Origin of the sequence: Streptomyces sp. NPDC127190 (genome assembly GCF_042672505.1) — a bacterium.
Lineage (GTDB): Bacteria > Actinomycetota > Actinomycetes > Streptomycetales > Streptomycetaceae > Streptomyces.
Window position 1 is genome coordinate 61,725 of sequence record NZ_JBHXVE010000025.1, and the last position, 15,036, is coordinate 76,760.

Consider the following 15,036-nt stretch of genomic DNA (forward strand, 5'->3'; position numbering starts at 1 on the left):
GGGCTGGGCCGCGCAGGGGATTCTGGAAGATCTCTTACCGCTGCCTGCACGGTTGCGCTCGGTCCGGTGCGTACGGTTGCCCTGAGGGGCGGTCAGGCGCCCCTGAACGGCTGCGATCAGGTGTGGAGGAGCGGATGACGACCAGTCGCCGCGCAGTGCTGGCTGCGATGACGGGCAGCGTGCTCGCCGGCTGTGCGGGACCGTCGGGGTCGCACGGCGACGGGGCCGCCGCTCCCTCCGCCGCGTCGCCCACGTCCGGCACCCCTGCCCCGCACGCCCCGGCCGCCGCTCCCTCGGCACCGGCCCCCGCCGCCCTTCCCGCCGTCACCCGTGCGGAGATCGTGGCCCGGTACCGGCACCGCACACCGCACTCCTGGGGCTTCGACGCTCCCGGAGTGGTGCACTCCCTGCCGGGCGCGCGCCGCGAGATCGCGCTGACCTTCGACGCCTGCGGCGGCCCGGGCGGCGGCGACTACGACCAGGATCTGATCGACTTCCTGCGCGAGCGGCGCATCCCGGCGACCCTGTTCCTCAACTCCCGCTGGATCGACGAGAACCCGGCCGTCTTCCACCGGCTGGCGGCCGAGCCGCAGTTCGAGATCGCCAACCACGGCACGCGGCACCGCCCGCTGTCCGTCTCCGGCCGTTCCGCCTACGGCATCCCCGGGACCGCAAACGTCGGCGAGGTGTACGACGAGATCGCCGGCAACCGGGCCAAGCTCACCCGGCTGCTGGGCGCGCCCCCGCGCTTCTTCCGGTCGGGCACCGCCTACTGCGACGACGTCGCCGCACGGGTCGTCGGCGATCTGGGTGAACGTTTCGCCAGCTTCTCCGTCAACGGCGACGGCGGCGCCACCTTCACCGCCGAGCAGGTGCACTCCACGGTCGCCGCCGCGCCGGCCGGTTCGATCGTGCTGTGTCACATGAACCACCCCGAAGGCGGTACCGCCCAGGGCATCGCGACCGCGGTGCCGCACCTGCTGTCCCGCGGCCACACCTTCGTCCGCCTCTCGGACGCCCTGCCGGCCCGGCGACGGTGAGCGCGACCGCTCCCCGCCCGCCGCGACCGGTCGCTCAGGAGACGAGGGGCGCCTCGTCCAGTTCCGTCAGCCGTACGGTGCACAGCCCGCCGCGCTCCGCCTTCACATCCGTCACCTTCAGCTGCGTACCCGGCAGCAGCAGGAACTCCTCCTCACCCGTGAACGCGGAGAAGTCGCGGATTCCCACCGCCCGGGACGGGACCACCTCGAAGAGCGTCCGCTTGCCCCGGCTCCCCAGGAACGACCGCGCCACCTGGAGCTGGGAGGTGCAGGAGGACACACCCCACCAGGTCACCGTCCGGCCGAGCGGGTACTGTCCCCGCAGGTCCAGCGCCACACCGCGCCACAACGGCTCGGTACGGGCGGGCAGTTCCGACACCGCCGCGAACAGCAGCCGCAGATAGGCCAGATACGGTACGACCCTGCTGCGGTCCGGGGCACGCAGGATCGCGTTGATCTCCCGGTAGAACGCGGACTCGCAGGTGTAGAGGTACAGGGCGGCGATCGCGTCGGCGGACAGCCCCTTGCCGGCCGGGTCGTCCGAGCGCCGCTTGCCGAACTCGTGCGACAGCCCGATGTGCCGGTCGAGACCCGGCAGCAGCGCGGCGACCGGCGCGACCGCGTCCGGGAACTCCATGAGCGGGGTGTCGAACACGCCGGTGATCTCGGGGAGGGCGAGCCCCTCGTCCTTGACGCCGGCGAGCCGCTCCAGATACAGCTGGTGCAGCTCCATGGTGGACGCGATGAACGCGCCCATGCGCTCCGCGACCCCGCCGTCCGTCCCGTCGGCCTCCGCCGCGGCCGCGTCCCACCCCTTGCTCGGCAGCCAGTCGATCCCCTCGGCGCCCAGCGAGGCGAGGGCGTCGTTCACCATGGCGAAGTGTTCGCCGTCGCAGAAGATGTCACCCTGCGCCGCCGGGTTGCAGTGGTCGATGTGCCGTACCTCGACCTCGGGATACTTCTTCTGTAGCTGGAGGACGACCTTCTTCAGGCTGCGGGCGTGCGCCCCCCACCAGGCGAACACCACACCCCGGTCCTCGGGGTCGGCGTCCTGCTTGGCCTTGAGGATCTCCTCGACGATCCGCTCCGCGACCGGTCGCCAGAAAGCGGTGTGCGGGTCGGCGCCCCGCGGCCCGTCGCTGCTGGCGGTCAGCGCCGCGTTCAGCAGCAGCACGCCCTGGGTGAGCATCGCCTGGAACCACTCCGGCGGCTGCACGGTGTCCTGCTTCTTCAACAGCGCACGGATGTCCGCGATCGGGGTCTTCTTGGGTATGCCGTACTTCCACATCGCCGCCGCCTTGATGATGCAGCGGATGCTGACCACCCTGCCGAACTGGCTGTCCTTCCAGTCGTGGAAGGTGTTGTCGAACATGGCGATGCCGGTGGCGCTCTCCGGCCGCGGGTAGGGGTTCTGGCCGAAGACGACGACCTTCCACTTGTGCGGCGGGTTGGGCTTGAGCGCCTGGAAGGTCAGTTCGCGAACGGGAACGACATCCTGCCCCCGGTTGGGACCGATGAACGAGGCCGCGTCCGGCTGCGCCTCGATGACCGGCCTGAGCAGCGGAAGCCACGGTTCACCGCCGCCCTGGAACAGCTCGGTGAGGGCCAGCGGGTCGTTCGGGTCGGGCTGGGCGGGCGTGTTGGCAGCGCTCATCGCGAAAAAGGCTCCGAAGTGTCGAACCGTACGGACAGGGAGGCGACGGGAACGAGGGCGGTCCCGCCCGGTCTGCTTCGATCTCCGCGCCGGTGCTCGGGAGATGAGGGCGGAGGAAGCCGAGCGCCGTCCTGGCGGACCGGTGACGCACACGTCCTCGGCGCCAAAGCCACGGGCTCGGTCGGCGGAAATCTGGCGGCAGGCTAGCACGGGGCGCCGAGCGCGCAACCGTGACTGTGCGTCACGCGATCCTGCTCGCAGGGGCGTTGTCAGTGGGGCACGGTAGCGTCGTGATCAGTGGACGAGCCGTGTCCCGAGGGGAGTGCATCATGACCGAGAACCGCGCGCAGTCACCGCTGAGGGTGGTACTGACCGACATCAACACCCGTGTGGTGGAGGCCTGGCGGGCGGCGTTCGCCGACATGCCCGAGATCGAGATCCGCAAGGGCTCGATCCTCACCGAGAAGGCCGACGCCTGGGTCACTCCGACCAACTCCCGGGGCCGGATGGACGGCGGCGTCGACGCGGCCATCAAGCGGCACCTCGGAGCGGGTATCCAGCTGCGCGTGCAGCGGGCGATCCGCGACCGCTTCGCCGGCAGCCTCCCGGTGGGCAGCGCCGTGTGCGTCCCGTCCGGCGCGGTCAACCCGAGGTTCCTGATCTCGACGCCGACCATGGAACAGTCGTCACAGAACGTCAGCGAGACTCTGAACGTGGCTTTGGCCTGCGCCGCCGCGTTCCAGGCGATCCACCGGCAGAACGCCGAGGCGCCGGGCAGCATCGCCTCGGTCGCCCTGGTCGGCATGGGCGCCCAGACCGGCCGGGTCCCCGCCCGCGTGTGCGCCAACCTGATGTGGACCGGCTACACGCTCTTCCAGGACTACTCCTTCGCGGACTACGACGACCTGCGCAGCACGATCGTCGCGCAGCTCGACGACCTCGAGAACGCCCCCGAGGAGCAGCGGGTGCGCATAGCCACCCCCACCCGCCCCACTTCCCGCCGCTGACCGGCCCGACGTCTGGCCCGGTGCGGGGAGCCCTCAGCCCGTGCCCGCTGCGGCGCCGTGCCGGTGCAGCACCGCGACCACCTCGTCATCACCGACCTGGTCGAAGTCGTCGTACCACAGGCCGACCGCCCGGAAGCCCGACGGCTGATGGAGACAGAGCAGGTCATCGGCGTCCGCGCGCAGCTCCGCCGCCGCCTCGGGCGCGCAGACGGGGACCGCGAGGACCAGCCGGGCCGGCGGCTTCCGGCTCCGCAGATGGCGCAGGGCGGCACGCGCCGTGACACCGGTGGCGAGGCCGTCGTCGACGAGGATCACGGTCCGGCCCTCGATCCGGGGCCGGGGCCGCTCACCGCGGTAGCGCGTCTCGCGACGGTGCAGCTCCGCCCGCTCGCGCGCCACGTCGGGGGCGAGCCGTTCCTGGCTCAGACCGAGCATTTCCAGTGCCCGGGCGTCGAACAGCGGCGGATCATCGGCCACGAGCGCACCAATGCCGGTCTCCCGGCGGCCGGGGATGCCGATCTTCCGGGCCACGAGCACATCGAGCGGTGCCCCGAGCGCCCGGGCGACCTCCGCGGCCACCGGGACACCGCCCCGGGGCAGCGCGAGGACGAGAGGATCGACGAGACCACTGTCGGCCGACCACTCCACCAGCCGGGCGGCCAGCTCCCGGCCCGCGTGGCGACGGTCCTGGAAGCGCATGACCGCTCACCTGCTCTCCGCGTACGACTGAGCCGGACCGACGGCGTCATCCGACCGGTGCCCTGTCCGGGGTTTCCTGCCGTACGACACCCAAACGGCTTCGCCCTGGGTACGGTAGCGGGCCCCTTGAAGTTGCCGCCACCCGATCGCCGGCGACCCCGGCATCCATGGATCCGCAGCCGATCGGTGGGTACGCGGTGGGGGACACCCGGGTCGTCAGGACCCGCATGATCGGCAGGCGTGGAAGGTTGAGGCCGATGATCTCCGACATGGTTCTGGTGCACACCAGCGATGCCACGCTCTCCGGTGACCTCGTCGTACCGGCACCGGCACGGGCCGTGGTGCTCTTCGCACACGGCAGCGGCAGCTGCCGGCACAGCTCACGCAACCGGATGGTCGCGGCGGAACTGCGCACCGCCGGGTTCGGCACGCTGCTGATGGACCTGCTCAGCGAACGGGAGGAGCGGCACGACGCGGTCACCGCCGAGCACCGCTTCGACATCCCGTTCCTCGCCCGACGGCTCGTGGGGGCGATCGACTGGCTGGACACCCAGCCCGACGCCCGTGGCCTGCCGGTCGTCCTGTTCGGCGCCAGCACGGGCGCCGCCGCTGCCCTGGTGGCCGCGGCCGAGCGCCCCGAGCGCGTGCTCACCGTGGTGTCGCGTGGCGGGCGGCCCGATCTCGCGGGCGATGCCCTGGAACAGGTCACATCACCGGTCCTGCTGATCGTCGGCGGCCAGGACCAGCAGGTCCTGGAACTGAACGAGGAAGCGGCCCGCCGGCTGTCGGCCCCGCACGCCCTCCACGTCATCCCGGGCGCCGCTCATCTGTTCGAGGAACCCGGCGCGCTGGAACAGGTCGCCGAGACGGCCCGGCAGTGGTGCGACGAGCGCGTCCGCTCCGCCCGCAGAGCCCAGGAGACGGCACCTACCCGTACGGGTCAGCGCCGGTAGAGCGCCACCAGGGTGCCACTGGCCAGCTGGCGCTTCTCCACGGCCTGGTGCACCCGTTCGGCGCTGGGCGAGTCCGGAAGGACACACGGTTCCGCGAGCGCGTAGATGCGGAAGAAGTACCGGTGCGCGTCGTCCCCGGGCGGCGGGTGCGGCCCGCCCCAGCCCAGCTCGCCGAAGCCGTTGACGAGTTCCGTGCCGCCCGGCGGACTCTTCCCCGTTTCCGTGCCCCTGCTGCGAGGATCGATACCGACCACCGCCCAGTGCACGAAGGTGCCCGAGGGCGCATCGGGGTCCTCGCACAGCAGCACCAGCTCGGTCGCCCCGTCCGGAACACCGCTCCAGGCCAGGGGTGGGGAAAGGTTCTCGCCCTCGAAGGCGTACCGGCGGTCCAGCACGGCGTGGTCGTTGAACGCGCTACTGATGAGTTCGATGTCGGCCATGGGAGCTGGGTACCCGGGTGGGCCCCGGCGTACCGCGCAGCGCGGATCCGCCGGGGCCCACCGGGTCAGCTCGCCCACGCCACGAGCCGCTCGCTCTGTTGCCGCAGCTGCTTCAGGGAGAGCTTCTCCAGCTGGCGGACGCGTTCCCGGGTCAGCCCCACCTGGTCGGCGACCTCTTGCAGGGTGCGCTGCCGGCCGTCGTGCAGGCCGTACCGCAGGCTGAGGATCAGTGCCTCGCGCGCCGCGAGCGTGTCGATGGCCCCCCTGAGTTCCTCGGCGAGCGCCTGGAACTCGGCGACCTCGGGAGCCTGGAGGACGTCACGGTCGGGGATGAGGTCTCCGACGACCGTGTCCCCGGTGTCGTCCACCGGCGTGTCCAGGCTGACGGCCTCCCGTCCGACCCGGCGCAGCCAGCCGACCTTGTCCGCGGCGAAACCGCTCTCGCGGGCCACCTCCTCCACGGTCGGCTCCCGGCCGAGCCGTAGCTGGAGTGCGCGTTCGATCTTGCCGAGCTTCTGCAACTGCTCCACGACATGGACCGGCAGCCGTACCGCGCGGGCGTGCGTCGCGACGCCGCGTTCGATGGCCTGCCGGATCCACCAGGTCGCGTAGGTGGAGAACTTGAAGCCCTTGGTGTGGTCGAACTTCTCCACGGCCCTGATCAGGCCCAGGTTGCCCTCCTGGATGACATCGAGCAGGGGCAGCCCGCGATGGGCGTGGCGCTTCGCCATCGACACCACGAGACGCAGATTGGCGCGCACCATGTGGTCCTTCGCCGCCTGCCCGTCCCGTACGGCGTCCTCCAACTCCTGCCGTCTCACCGGCGTGAGCGTGCGGGTGCCGGCCTCCGCCTCCGCCAGCTCCTCCAGGGCGTGCACCCCGGCCTCGATGCGTTGAGCCAGCCGGACCTCGCCGGCGGCGTCGAGCAGCGGCGTGGCCGCGATCTGCCTCAGGTACTGCCCCAGCAGGTCCGGCTCCCCGTCGGGCTCGGGCGCGGCGCTGAGCCGCCTCCCGGCCCGGGGCCGGCCACCTGCCTGCGCGGAACCCATCGGCCTACTCGTCGCGGGAGCCATCGTCACGTTCCTCTTCTTGTCGCGTCCCGGAGGTCTCGGGTACCCGGGCGGCCGAGGGCCAACCCGGCGCCCCTCCCGCACCCGCAACGGAGCCCGACGGGGCCGGTGCCCCCTGCGCTGCCCCGCCCGACGGAACCGGCCCACGCTTTACGGCCACTCCCGCAACACCTGGCAAGACGGGCGGCCAACTCGCCACGCTCACCCCGACCGAGACGCCTGCCACTGCCCCCGCCTTCGGGCAGCCTCCGGGCCCGGAGCAATCCCGCGATCGGGTGACGCCCCGCTGTGCGAGTGATCGAACACCGTGTCCCGGCCGCATCCGTCAGGCGCCCCAAGGCCTGCGCCCACCCATCGAACCTTCGCTCGACGCTTCGCCCCGCGCAGGCCGTAACGCCGTGCCCAGCAGGGGAGTTGTTGAGTCGCCCGACCGGACGACCCCCGCAGGAGGAACCCATGAATCCCGTGCCCGCCCTCACCCTCGTTCTCCCCGCTTTCGAACACCGGGTCCAGACCCCTGCGCCCCTGCGGCCCCACCCGGTGCACGGCGTTGACGCCGCCCGGGCCATCACCGTGGACCTCTCATGCCCGGACCAGAGGTGGGGTGCATGACTCTCGTACAACCGATCCCGGCCCCCGTACTGATCTGGGCGCAGCGCACCCTCGGCCCGGTGCAGGACGCGCACCACGTCCCCCGTGACCGCCCCACCTCCCGGGTGTGGCAGCTGACCGGCGCGACCGGGCGCGCCTATCTGAAGCTCGCGCCGAGCCCCGGGGCCTTCGCCCGGGAGACCCGCGCCCTGCGGGAAGTCGCACCCGGCATGGACCCGGGCACGGCACCCGCACTGCTGGCCGCCGACCCGCACCGACAGAGCCTGCTGTTCTCGGCCGTCCCCGGCGACCCGGTGCCGGCCCTCGTCCTCACCCCTGCCGGGCAGCGCCGCCTGCACCGGCAGGCGGGCGTCTGGCTGCGCCGCTTCCACGGCGCCCCCGGTGATCTGTCCGCCCAGGACCACAGGGACGCCGCCGCCGAGGTCCGCCGCATCGCCCACAGCGGCGCGGACCACCTCGACCGGGCCGGAGACCTGCTCGGTCCCGAGCGGCAACGGACCGTACGGGAGCACGCCGCCGAACTCACCCGCCTCGGACCGCTGCCCGCCGGATACGTCCACGGCGACTACCAGCAAAGCAACTGGCTGCTGGCCCGCCATCCCGCGGGCGCCGTGTTCGCAGCGGTGGACTTCGCACGCGCCCGGCCGCACGCCGCCGTCGCCGACTTCGTCCCTCTCGCCCGTGGCCCCTGGGCCGACCGCCCCGACCTGCGCAACGCGTTCTTCGAGGGCTACGGCCGTACCCCCACGGCCGCCGAGGAGCTGGCGCTGCGCTGCCTCTCCGCACTCGACGCCGTCGCCCGGGGCGTGCCGAACGGGGACCGCGAGGTCGCCGTACGCGGACGGGCCACACCGGCCCGGCGGGAGGCGCGCACCGCATGAGCACGACGCATCTGAACCACGCCATGGTGCTGCTCCAGCGCGACGACGGACGCGTCCTCGCCGTACGGCACAACGCGGTCACCGTGATCGGCGGCAAGCCGGCGGCGGGCGAGTTCCTGGACGACGGAGCGCTGCGCGCAGCGGCCGAGGAGGCCGGTGTCCGCGTCGCCCGCAGGGACCTGGAGTTCTGCCAGACCGTGCACTGCCCGGGCCCCGACGGCAGGCCGGTGATCGCCGTGGCGTTCACCGCGCAGCGGTGGCTGGGCGAACCCCGCAACGCCGCACCCCACCAACACGACGGCATCCTGTGGATCGACCCCGGCCGGCCGCCCTCGGACTGCCACCCCGTCACCCGGCAGATCCTGGCCACCTTCACGGCCGGGCGCCTGTACGCCGACATCACCGCACCCGCGACCGGAGGTGGCGCATGAGCGGACCGACCGTACCCCCGCAGAAGCGGGCCCAGCACACCGCCGCCCCCGGCCGGGCCCAGGTGCCGCCGCCCCCGCCGGCGGAGATCACGTACACCGGGCAGTACTCGGTGAACCCGATGGCCGGGGCGTCGCTGCGCCGGCTGTGCGGCCGTATCCCCTCGGTGCTCTGGCGGATCGCCCGGATGTCCTGGGCCGTCGACCGGGCGGCCGTCGTCCTGCTGCTGGTCTGCCTGGTCACCGTCGGGCTGGCCGCGGCCGGCCAGCTCGCCGCGACCTCCCGCGCGATGGGGCCCCTGCTGAGCGGCGGCAGCGTACCGGCGCGGCTGCACGCGGCCCTGCCCGCGGTGATCGTCGTCGCCTGCATGGCCGCCCTGGTGCGTGCCGCGGGAGCCCTGTCGGTCTACGGGGAACGGCGGCTCACCCCCAGACTCACCACCGAGGCGGACACCACACTGGTCGAGGCGGTCTGCCGGGTGGAGGCCGCCACCTACAGTCAGGACGGCTTCCACGACCGCCAGGAAGCCGCGGAGATGGGGGTGATGCGCACCCTGGTGATGGTCGGCGACGCGCAGCAGCTGCTGTCCTCCCTGATCAAAATGGTCACGGCGTGCGGAGTCCTGTCGGTGCTCGACCCGCTGCTGCTGCCGTTCCTGCTGCTGGCCGTGCTCCCCACCGGGATCGGCGCCGTCCTCACGGCCCGGGTGGACCACGAGATCCACTACGCGAACATCTCCGACCGCAACGTCCGCGGCATGATGCGCTGGTGGGCCACCAGCGCCAAGTTCGCCGACGAGGTCCGCGCCAACTCGATGACCGGCTACCTGCTGTACTGGTACCGGGCGCTGGCACAGCGCGCCGACGCCCGCACCCTCGGCGCGGCCCCGCGGATCCTGCGGATCTCCCTGGCCTCCGCGGCCTGCGGAGGGGTGTTCCTGGTGAGCACGTGGGCGGCGCTGTACTGGCTCGCCGCCGGCGGCCGCATCCCCCTGGCGATCGCCGCGACCGCGGTCGTCGCCGTCCAGACCACCCTCGGTGCGCTCACCCAGCTGGTGCGGAGCGCCGCCTATGTCTTCCACACCAGTCTCTATCTCGGAGACATGGCCGACTTCTTCGAGGAGGCCGCCCGACAGGCGCCGAACCGGGGCGAGTCGGTGGTGCGGGCACCCGTCGAGGAGGTCCGCCTGGAACAGGTGAGCTACCGCTATCCCGGCAAGGACAGAGCAGCCGTCGACGGGCTGTCGCTGTCCCTGCGGCGCGGTCAGATCCTGGCCCTGGTCGGCACCAACGGCTCCGGCAAGACCACCCTCACCCGTCTGCTCGCCGGCATCCTCCTGCCCGACAAGGGCCGGGTGACCTGGAACGGAGCGGATCTCTCCGGTGTCGACCCGGATTCCGTGTGGCAGTTGACCGGCCTGGTGCCGCAGTACTTCGCGCAGTGGCCGCTGCGGCTGCGAGAGAACATCACCCTCGGCCAGCCCCGCACGGAGGACGACGATCCGGTCTGGCAGGCGGTCGACGCGGTCGGCCTGCGCAAGGCGGTCGAGGACCTGCCCGACGGACTCGACACGCTGCTGGCCCGGGAGATCTTCAGCGGGGTGGAGCTGTCCGGCGGGCAGTGGCAGCGGGTGGCCTGCGCCCGGGGCCTGTACCGGCTGCCGGAGCTGCTGATCCTGGACGAGCCCACCTCCCAGGTGGACCCGCAGGGTGAACACCGCATGTTCGAGACGCTCAAGTCGATGGCCGCGGACCGCATCACGATCGTCGTGACGCACCGACTGGAGAACACGAAGATCGCCGACCACATCATCGTGATGGAGGAGGGCCGGATCACCGAACAGGGCCGCTACGACGACCTGGCGGCCGCCAACGGCACCTTCGCCCGTCTCCTGGAACTCTCCCGGGACCGCTGAGACAGGGGTGCCGCCCGGCCGCGGGCGGCACCCGCCTTCTTCCGGCCCCCGGCGAGGGTCACTTTTCCGTCACAAGTTGTTCACTTCAAGGGTCTACCCGCATAGATGCCCCGGTGTTGTCATGTCAGTGACACTCCGGTCGTCCGTCGGAGTGCGTCCACTCCACCGGGAGTCCCCATGTCCCGCATACGTCAACTCGCCGTGGCCGCCTCGTCCTTGGCGCTGGCCGCCGGCGGTCTCGTGCTCACCAGCGGCAGCGCCCACGCGGCCGGCTGCTCGCAGTCCTACCTGCCGCTCCAGGACCCCACCTGTCAGCCCGGCGCCCTCAACTCGGCCGTCACGCAGTCCACGATCCACTCCACGATCTGCGTCTCCGGCTACAGCACCTCGATCCGTCCGTCCACCAGCTACACCAACGCCCTGAAGGTGAAGCAGATCGCCGAGTACGGCTACAGCGACACCAACACCGCGGACTACGAGGAAGACCACCTCATCCCCCTGTCGCTGGGCGGCAACCCGACCAGCCCGCAGAACCTGTGGCCCGAACCCCGCTACGACACGGGCACTTACAGCGCCACCGACAAGGACACCGTGGAGTACAAGCTGTACAAGGCGGTCTGTGCAGGAACGATCCAGCTGGCTCCCGCGCAGAAGGCGATCGCCACCGACTGGACGACGGCGCTCGACGCCGTAGGCCTGAACTGACCCGCACAAGGCCCCGCTCCCGCTGAACTGTTACTGCACGGCGGGGGCGGGGGAGGGGCGCCAGAGCGTGTGAGGGCGCGCCCTGGGCGTCCTGGGCATTCTGGGCTTCCTGGCTCCGTAAACCGGTCGCCCAGGAGCGCGCGGTGAACCACGATACGGCCATGAACGCCGATCCCCTGCTGCACCGTGCCCGGCGCCTATGGACCGAACTCGCGGTGAAACCCGTCGAGTTCTCCTCCTCGCCGCACACGGCCGACGTCGTGGTCTCTCCCGCCTCGCGGCTGTGTCCGCCGCTGTGGACCGGGATCGTGGTACTCGGCGGAAGCGGCATCATCACCGCGCCGAGCGAGCGGGCCGCCCAGCTGATGGCGGGCGTCTCACAGCAGCTGTCAGGTGCGGAACTCGTCGACGCGGACCGACTCCGCGAGGTGTTGACCGTTCTCGACGTCCTCGGTCCCGCTTCCCTCTTCTATCTCGACAGCGCCGACTTCCTGCCGATGCGACGCGATGCCTCTGCCGTGAAGGCGGTGGCCAACGGCGATGAGCTGGCCGGGCTCCTGGCCCGCGCCGGCGAAGAGGACGCCGCCGAAAGCGGCTTGGAGGACATCAACTCTCCCGCCTTCGTCTTCTGTGAAGGCGACGAGGTGGTCGCCGCGGCCGGCTATCGGGAATGGCCGCGGTCGGTGGCCCATCTGAGCGTGCTCGTCGCGCCGGGGCACCGAGGACGAGGACTGGCGCGGGCCGTGGCGTCCACGGCGGTGGCGCACGCCCTTGACGCCGGGTTGCTTCCGCAGTGGAGAGCACGGGTGCATCCCTCGAAGCGTGTGGCGCGTGCGCTGGGCTTCCAGGAACTGGGTTTCCAACTCAGCGTACGGCTGCCGGCCGCTTGATACTCTTTCCGATCATGCGAGCCCTCTTCCCAGGATCCTTCGACCCGGTCACTCAAGGGCACCAGGACGTACTGCGGCGCGCTGCTGGCCTGTTCGACGAGGTCGTCGTGTGCGTGATGTTCAACGCGAACAAGACCGGCCGCTTCCCCGTCGCGGAACGGCTAGACCGGCTCCGCACGGCAGCAGCCGACCTGAGCAATGTCACGGTCGACTCCCACACCGGCGGCCTGCTGGTCGACTACTGCCGCCGAGCCGGAATCGACGTGGTCATCCGCGGCGTCCGTGGCGTTCGCGATCTGGACTACGAGATGCCGATGGCCCGCATGAACCACGAACTGGCGGGAGTCGAGACGTTCTTCATCGCTGCCGACCCTGCCCTGGCCCACATATCCTCCACCCTCGTCACCACGATGAGCCACCAGGACCCTGTCCAGCCGGTCGTTTCGGAGTGAGGTTCCGAGTCGTCTCAAGCCGATGATGCCGGTAGGCGAGCTGGAGGGATGGAAGGTGGAAGGCTGGGCCAGACCCCCGTCCTGGCCCAGCCCCGAAGGCGCCGCCAAGCCGTCACCCCGCTGCACCTCGTTCGTCCCGGAACGACCGGTCAGTAGGCGTTGTCCACCCACCAGGACTGGTAGCCGTCGTTCTTCGAAGGGTCGTTGCACGGGTATCCGCGGACGCCGTACTCGGATTCGTCGAGGCAGTTCCAGGGGGCGTTGATACCGTTGCGGACCACCTGGATGTTCACACCGTAGCTGGTGGTGAACAGTTCCAGCGCCCACTTCTGGTAGCCGTTGGTGAAGCTGGGGGCGTTGCAGTCATAGGTGCGCAGGCCGAAATCGGAGGACCAGTCGAGACAGCGGCCGGTGTTGACGTTCTTGAGCTGACCGTAGCCGGACGACCAGTTGATGACGCGCCAACGCTGCCAGCCCCCGTCCACACTGTTCTGGTTGCACTCATAGGTGCGCAGACCGAAGTCGTCGGAGTCGTCGAGACAGCCGCCCGACCAGTGCGAGCCGAGGACGTAGTCGTGTCCGATCTGCCACCCGTAGGCGGTGCTGCCGTCGGCGTGAGCAGCGGTGACGCTGCCGCCCAGCGACAGGGCGAGAGCCGCGGCTGTCATGGCGAGGGCGCGTCGGATCTTCCGCATGGAGAGTCTCCTCAGCAGAACGGTGGGATGTCACGACAGCGATCGCGGCGGAGCATCAGCTCGCTCCACGGAGGGGCCGCCTGACGGCTCGATGGCTTCGAGGTGCTTCCAGGAAAGCCCTGTCGTCCGTACCGAGCGAATGATTCGATGGTTTTCGAATGCACTGGCGTTGGGGGGGTGCTCGTGATCCGTATCAACCTCGGCGTTCACGGCTTGGGCGGCGTCAGGTTCGCCGCGTCACCGTTGGACCCGGCCAAGGACCTGCTCTTCGGCCTCCGCAACGCACCCGAGAGGCTCGGCGCGCGCTGGGTGTCCAGGGCCAGGGAGGCGTTGGTCCAGCAGCGACTGGGGCTTCTGGCGATCGTGGGCGGGGGCGGCCCGCTCGGTTACGCCCCCGACTTCCTCAGACCCGAGCCGGAGGGTCTCGACATGACTCTCGACGCCGCCCTGCACCAGGTGGCCCGCACCCCTGCTGAACGAATCCGTTACGAACTGTCCGCGGCCGTCGGCGGCCACTCCTGGGGCTCCGGACCGGCATGTCGGCCACCCCGGCTCCTCCTGCGGGCTCTCGAACAGGGCGAGGACCACCTCGCCGAGCGGTTGACCGAGGAGATGGCGCGCTTCTGGCGCTCGGCGCTCGCGCCTTCCTGGCCCGCCGTCCGGGCCCGATTGGAGGCCGACGTCGCCGCGCGGGCCTCCGCGATCGCGCTGCACGGACTCGCGGAGACGCTCAACCATCTGGCCCCCAACCTGGAATGGCGCGATGGCGCACTGGTCGTTCACCTGCGACCCGGCAGCCGCCACCGCCTCGCCCTGGACGCGGAGACCGCGGTCCTGGTCCCCAGTGCGTTCACCGACCGGGCCGTGTTCTGCGCCGCGGAACCCCCAGGCGCCCCCGCACCACGGAATCCGCTGATCATCTACCCGGCCGCCCAGGCCGACCGCCTCGCACCGGCGGGAGCACACCAACTCATCGGCGCGACGCGCACCACCATCCTGGCCCAGCTGAGCCAGCCCCGTTCGAGCACGGAAATCGCTCAACGCCTGTACCTCAGCCCGGCGACCGTGTCCTACCACCTACAGATCCTGCACCGAGCCGGGCTCGTCAGCCGCACCCGGCATTCCCGCCGTGTCCTGTACCAGCGGGTGTGACGTCCAGATCGTCTGTGCCGACCAGCGCGCCCCGAGGCGGCAACGCAGGTGCAGTGCCACCTCGGCTACGAGCCGACGGACAAGGACCGACAGGAGATGGTCCGGCTGCACGCCGGCACAGGAGTCGCGTTCCGGCGCCACAGGTGCAGCCCGACCGTGACCGCCAGGCGCCCAGCGGGGCGAGGCCGCGCACCTGGGCCAGGGGCAGGTCACGCAGGCAGTCGCCGGGCGAGCAGAGCGGCGGTGAACAGGGCGGAGGCGGCCAGGAGCCGCTGACCGGGGAAGAGCAGCCGGGCGGTTACCGCGCCGAAGAGAGCGAAGTCCGGACCGGTGGCGGCGTCCGGGATCACGGAGCCGAGCAGGCTCCGGTGATCCCACTGCCCGCCCAGTACACGTGCAGGTGGACCTGCACCCACATGACGCGCCGGCCCGGCCATGAAGG

The 15,036-nt window shown here is 71.2% G+C and carries 16 protein-coding genes; 10 read left to right on the top strand and 6 right to left on the bottom strand.

All coding sequences use genetic code 11. The annotated features are described in order from the left end of the window. The first annotated feature begins 134 nt into the window (after positions 1-134). Positions 135-1,040, top strand: a complete 906-nt coding sequence (locus ACFVIU_RS30380; RefSeq protein ID WP_385846421.1) for a polysaccharide deacetylase family protein — start codon at positions 135-137, stop codon at positions 1,038-1,040. Between the two features lie 34 nt (positions 1,041-1,074). Here the strand turns inward: ACFVIU_RS30380 and ACFVIU_RS30385 are convergent, their stop codons facing one another. Next, the gene (locus tag ACFVIU_RS30385; RefSeq protein ID WP_385846423.1) at positions 1,075-2,694 is read right to left on the bottom strand and encodes an ADP-ribosyltransferase domain-containing protein; all 1,620 of its coding nucleotides are present in this window, start codon (positions 2,692-2,694) and stop codon (positions 1,075-1,077) included. A gap of 329 nt (positions 2,695-3,023) precedes the next feature. Here ACFVIU_RS30385 and ACFVIU_RS30390 point away from each other — a divergent pair, with 329 nt between their 5' ends. After that, positions 3,024-3,701, top strand: a complete 678-nt coding sequence (locus ACFVIU_RS30390; protein WP_385846424.1) for a macro domain-containing protein — start codon at positions 3,024-3,026, stop codon at positions 3,699-3,701. A 33-nt stretch (positions 3,702-3,734) separates the two neighbouring features. Here ACFVIU_RS30390 and ACFVIU_RS30395 read toward each other — a convergent pair whose 3' ends face one another. Then, the gene (locus ACFVIU_RS30395; protein WP_385846425.1) at positions 3,735-4,400 is read right to left on the bottom strand and encodes a phosphoribosyltransferase; all 666 of its coding nucleotides are present in this window, start codon (positions 4,398-4,400) and stop codon (positions 3,735-3,737) included. A 257-nt stretch (positions 4,401-4,657) separates the two neighbouring features. Between ACFVIU_RS30395 and ACFVIU_RS30400 the strand changes: the two genes are divergently transcribed. Further along, entirely contained in the window at positions 4,658-5,353 is a 696-nt protein-coding gene (locus ACFVIU_RS30400; protein WP_385846426.1) for a dienelactone hydrolase family protein, read from the top strand. Here the strand turns inward: ACFVIU_RS30400 and ACFVIU_RS30405 are convergent. Together ACFVIU_RS30405 and ACFVIU_RS30410 are read right to left on the bottom strand one after the other, a co-directional pair. Then, the gene (locus ACFVIU_RS30405; protein ID WP_385846427.1) at positions 5,341-5,793 is read right to left on the bottom strand and encodes a YbhB/YbcL family Raf kinase inhibitor-like protein; all 453 of its coding nucleotides are present in this window, start codon (positions 5,791-5,793) and stop codon (positions 5,341-5,343) included. The genes ACFVIU_RS30400 and ACFVIU_RS30405 overlap by 13 nt on opposite strands. Before the next feature lie 65 nt (positions 5,794-5,858). Beyond that, entirely contained in the window at positions 5,859-6,842 is a 984-nt protein-coding gene (locus ACFVIU_RS30410) for a sigma-70 family RNA polymerase sigma factor (protein WP_385846429.1), read from the bottom strand. Between the two features lie 629 nt (positions 6,843-7,471). On the opposite strand from ACFVIU_RS30410, the gene ACFVIU_RS30415 reads away from it, so the two are divergent. From ACFVIU_RS30415 to coaD, 6 genes are all read left to right on the top strand, one after another. Further along, complete coding sequence (locus tag ACFVIU_RS30415) at positions 7,472-8,356, top strand: aminoglycoside phosphotransferase family protein (protein ID WP_385846430.1); 885 nt, start codon at positions 7,472-7,474, stop codon at positions 8,354-8,356. Further along, the gene (locus tag ACFVIU_RS30420; RefSeq protein ID WP_385846431.1) at positions 8,353-8,787 is read left to right on the top strand and encodes an NUDIX domain-containing protein; all 435 of its coding nucleotides are present in this window, start codon (positions 8,353-8,355) and stop codon (positions 8,785-8,787) included. Before ACFVIU_RS30415 ends, ACFVIU_RS30420 begins: the two co-directional genes overlap by 4 nt. 119 nt (positions 8,788-8,906) lie before the next feature. Then, complete coding sequence (locus ACFVIU_RS30425) at positions 8,907-10,700, top strand: ATP-binding cassette domain-containing protein (RefSeq protein WP_385846484.1); 1,794 nt, start codon at positions 8,907-8,909, stop codon at positions 10,698-10,700. Positions 10,701-10,877: 177 nt separating this feature from the next. Next, the gene (locus tag ACFVIU_RS30430; protein WP_385846432.1) at positions 10,878-11,405 is read left to right on the top strand and encodes a hypothetical protein; all 528 of its coding nucleotides are present in this window, start codon (positions 10,878-10,880) and stop codon (positions 11,403-11,405) included. Positions 11,406-11,566: 161 nt separating this feature from the next. Beyond that, the gene (locus ACFVIU_RS30435) at positions 11,567-12,295 is read left to right on the top strand and encodes a GNAT family N-acetyltransferase (RefSeq protein WP_385846434.1); all 729 of its coding nucleotides are present in this window, start codon (positions 11,567-11,569) and stop codon (positions 12,293-12,295) included. A gap of 14 nt (positions 12,296-12,309) precedes the next feature. Continuing rightward, positions 12,310-12,747 carry a pantetheine-phosphate adenylyltransferase gene (gene coaD / locus ACFVIU_RS30440; RefSeq protein ID WP_385846435.1) on the top strand — a complete coding sequence of 146 codons (438 nt, stop codon included), beginning with the start codon at positions 12,310-12,312 and terminating at the stop codon, positions 12,745-12,747. Positions 12,748-12,896: 149 nt separating this feature from the next. Here the strand turns inward: coaD and ACFVIU_RS30445 are convergent, their stop codons facing one another. Then, positions 12,897-13,442: a hypothetical protein gene (locus ACFVIU_RS30445; protein ID WP_385846436.1), complete on the bottom strand. Its 546-nt coding sequence runs from the start codon at positions 13,440-13,442 to the stop codon at positions 12,897-12,899. 183 nt (positions 13,443-13,625) lie between these two features. Here ACFVIU_RS30445 and ACFVIU_RS30450 point away from each other — a divergent pair, with 183 nt between their 5' ends. After that, on the top strand, positions 13,626-14,594 hold the full coding sequence (locus ACFVIU_RS30450; RefSeq protein ID WP_385846437.1) for an ArsR/SmtB family transcription factor: 969 nt from the start codon (positions 13,626-13,628) through the stop codon (positions 14,592-14,594). Positions 14,595-14,803: 209 nt separating this feature from the next. Here ACFVIU_RS30450 and ACFVIU_RS30455 read toward each other — a convergent pair whose 3' ends face one another. Then, positions 14,804-14,944: a hypothetical protein gene (locus ACFVIU_RS30455; protein WP_385846438.1), complete on the bottom strand. Its 141-nt coding sequence runs from the start codon at positions 14,942-14,944 to the stop codon at positions 14,804-14,806. Positions 14,945-15,036: the final 92 nt, after the last annotated feature.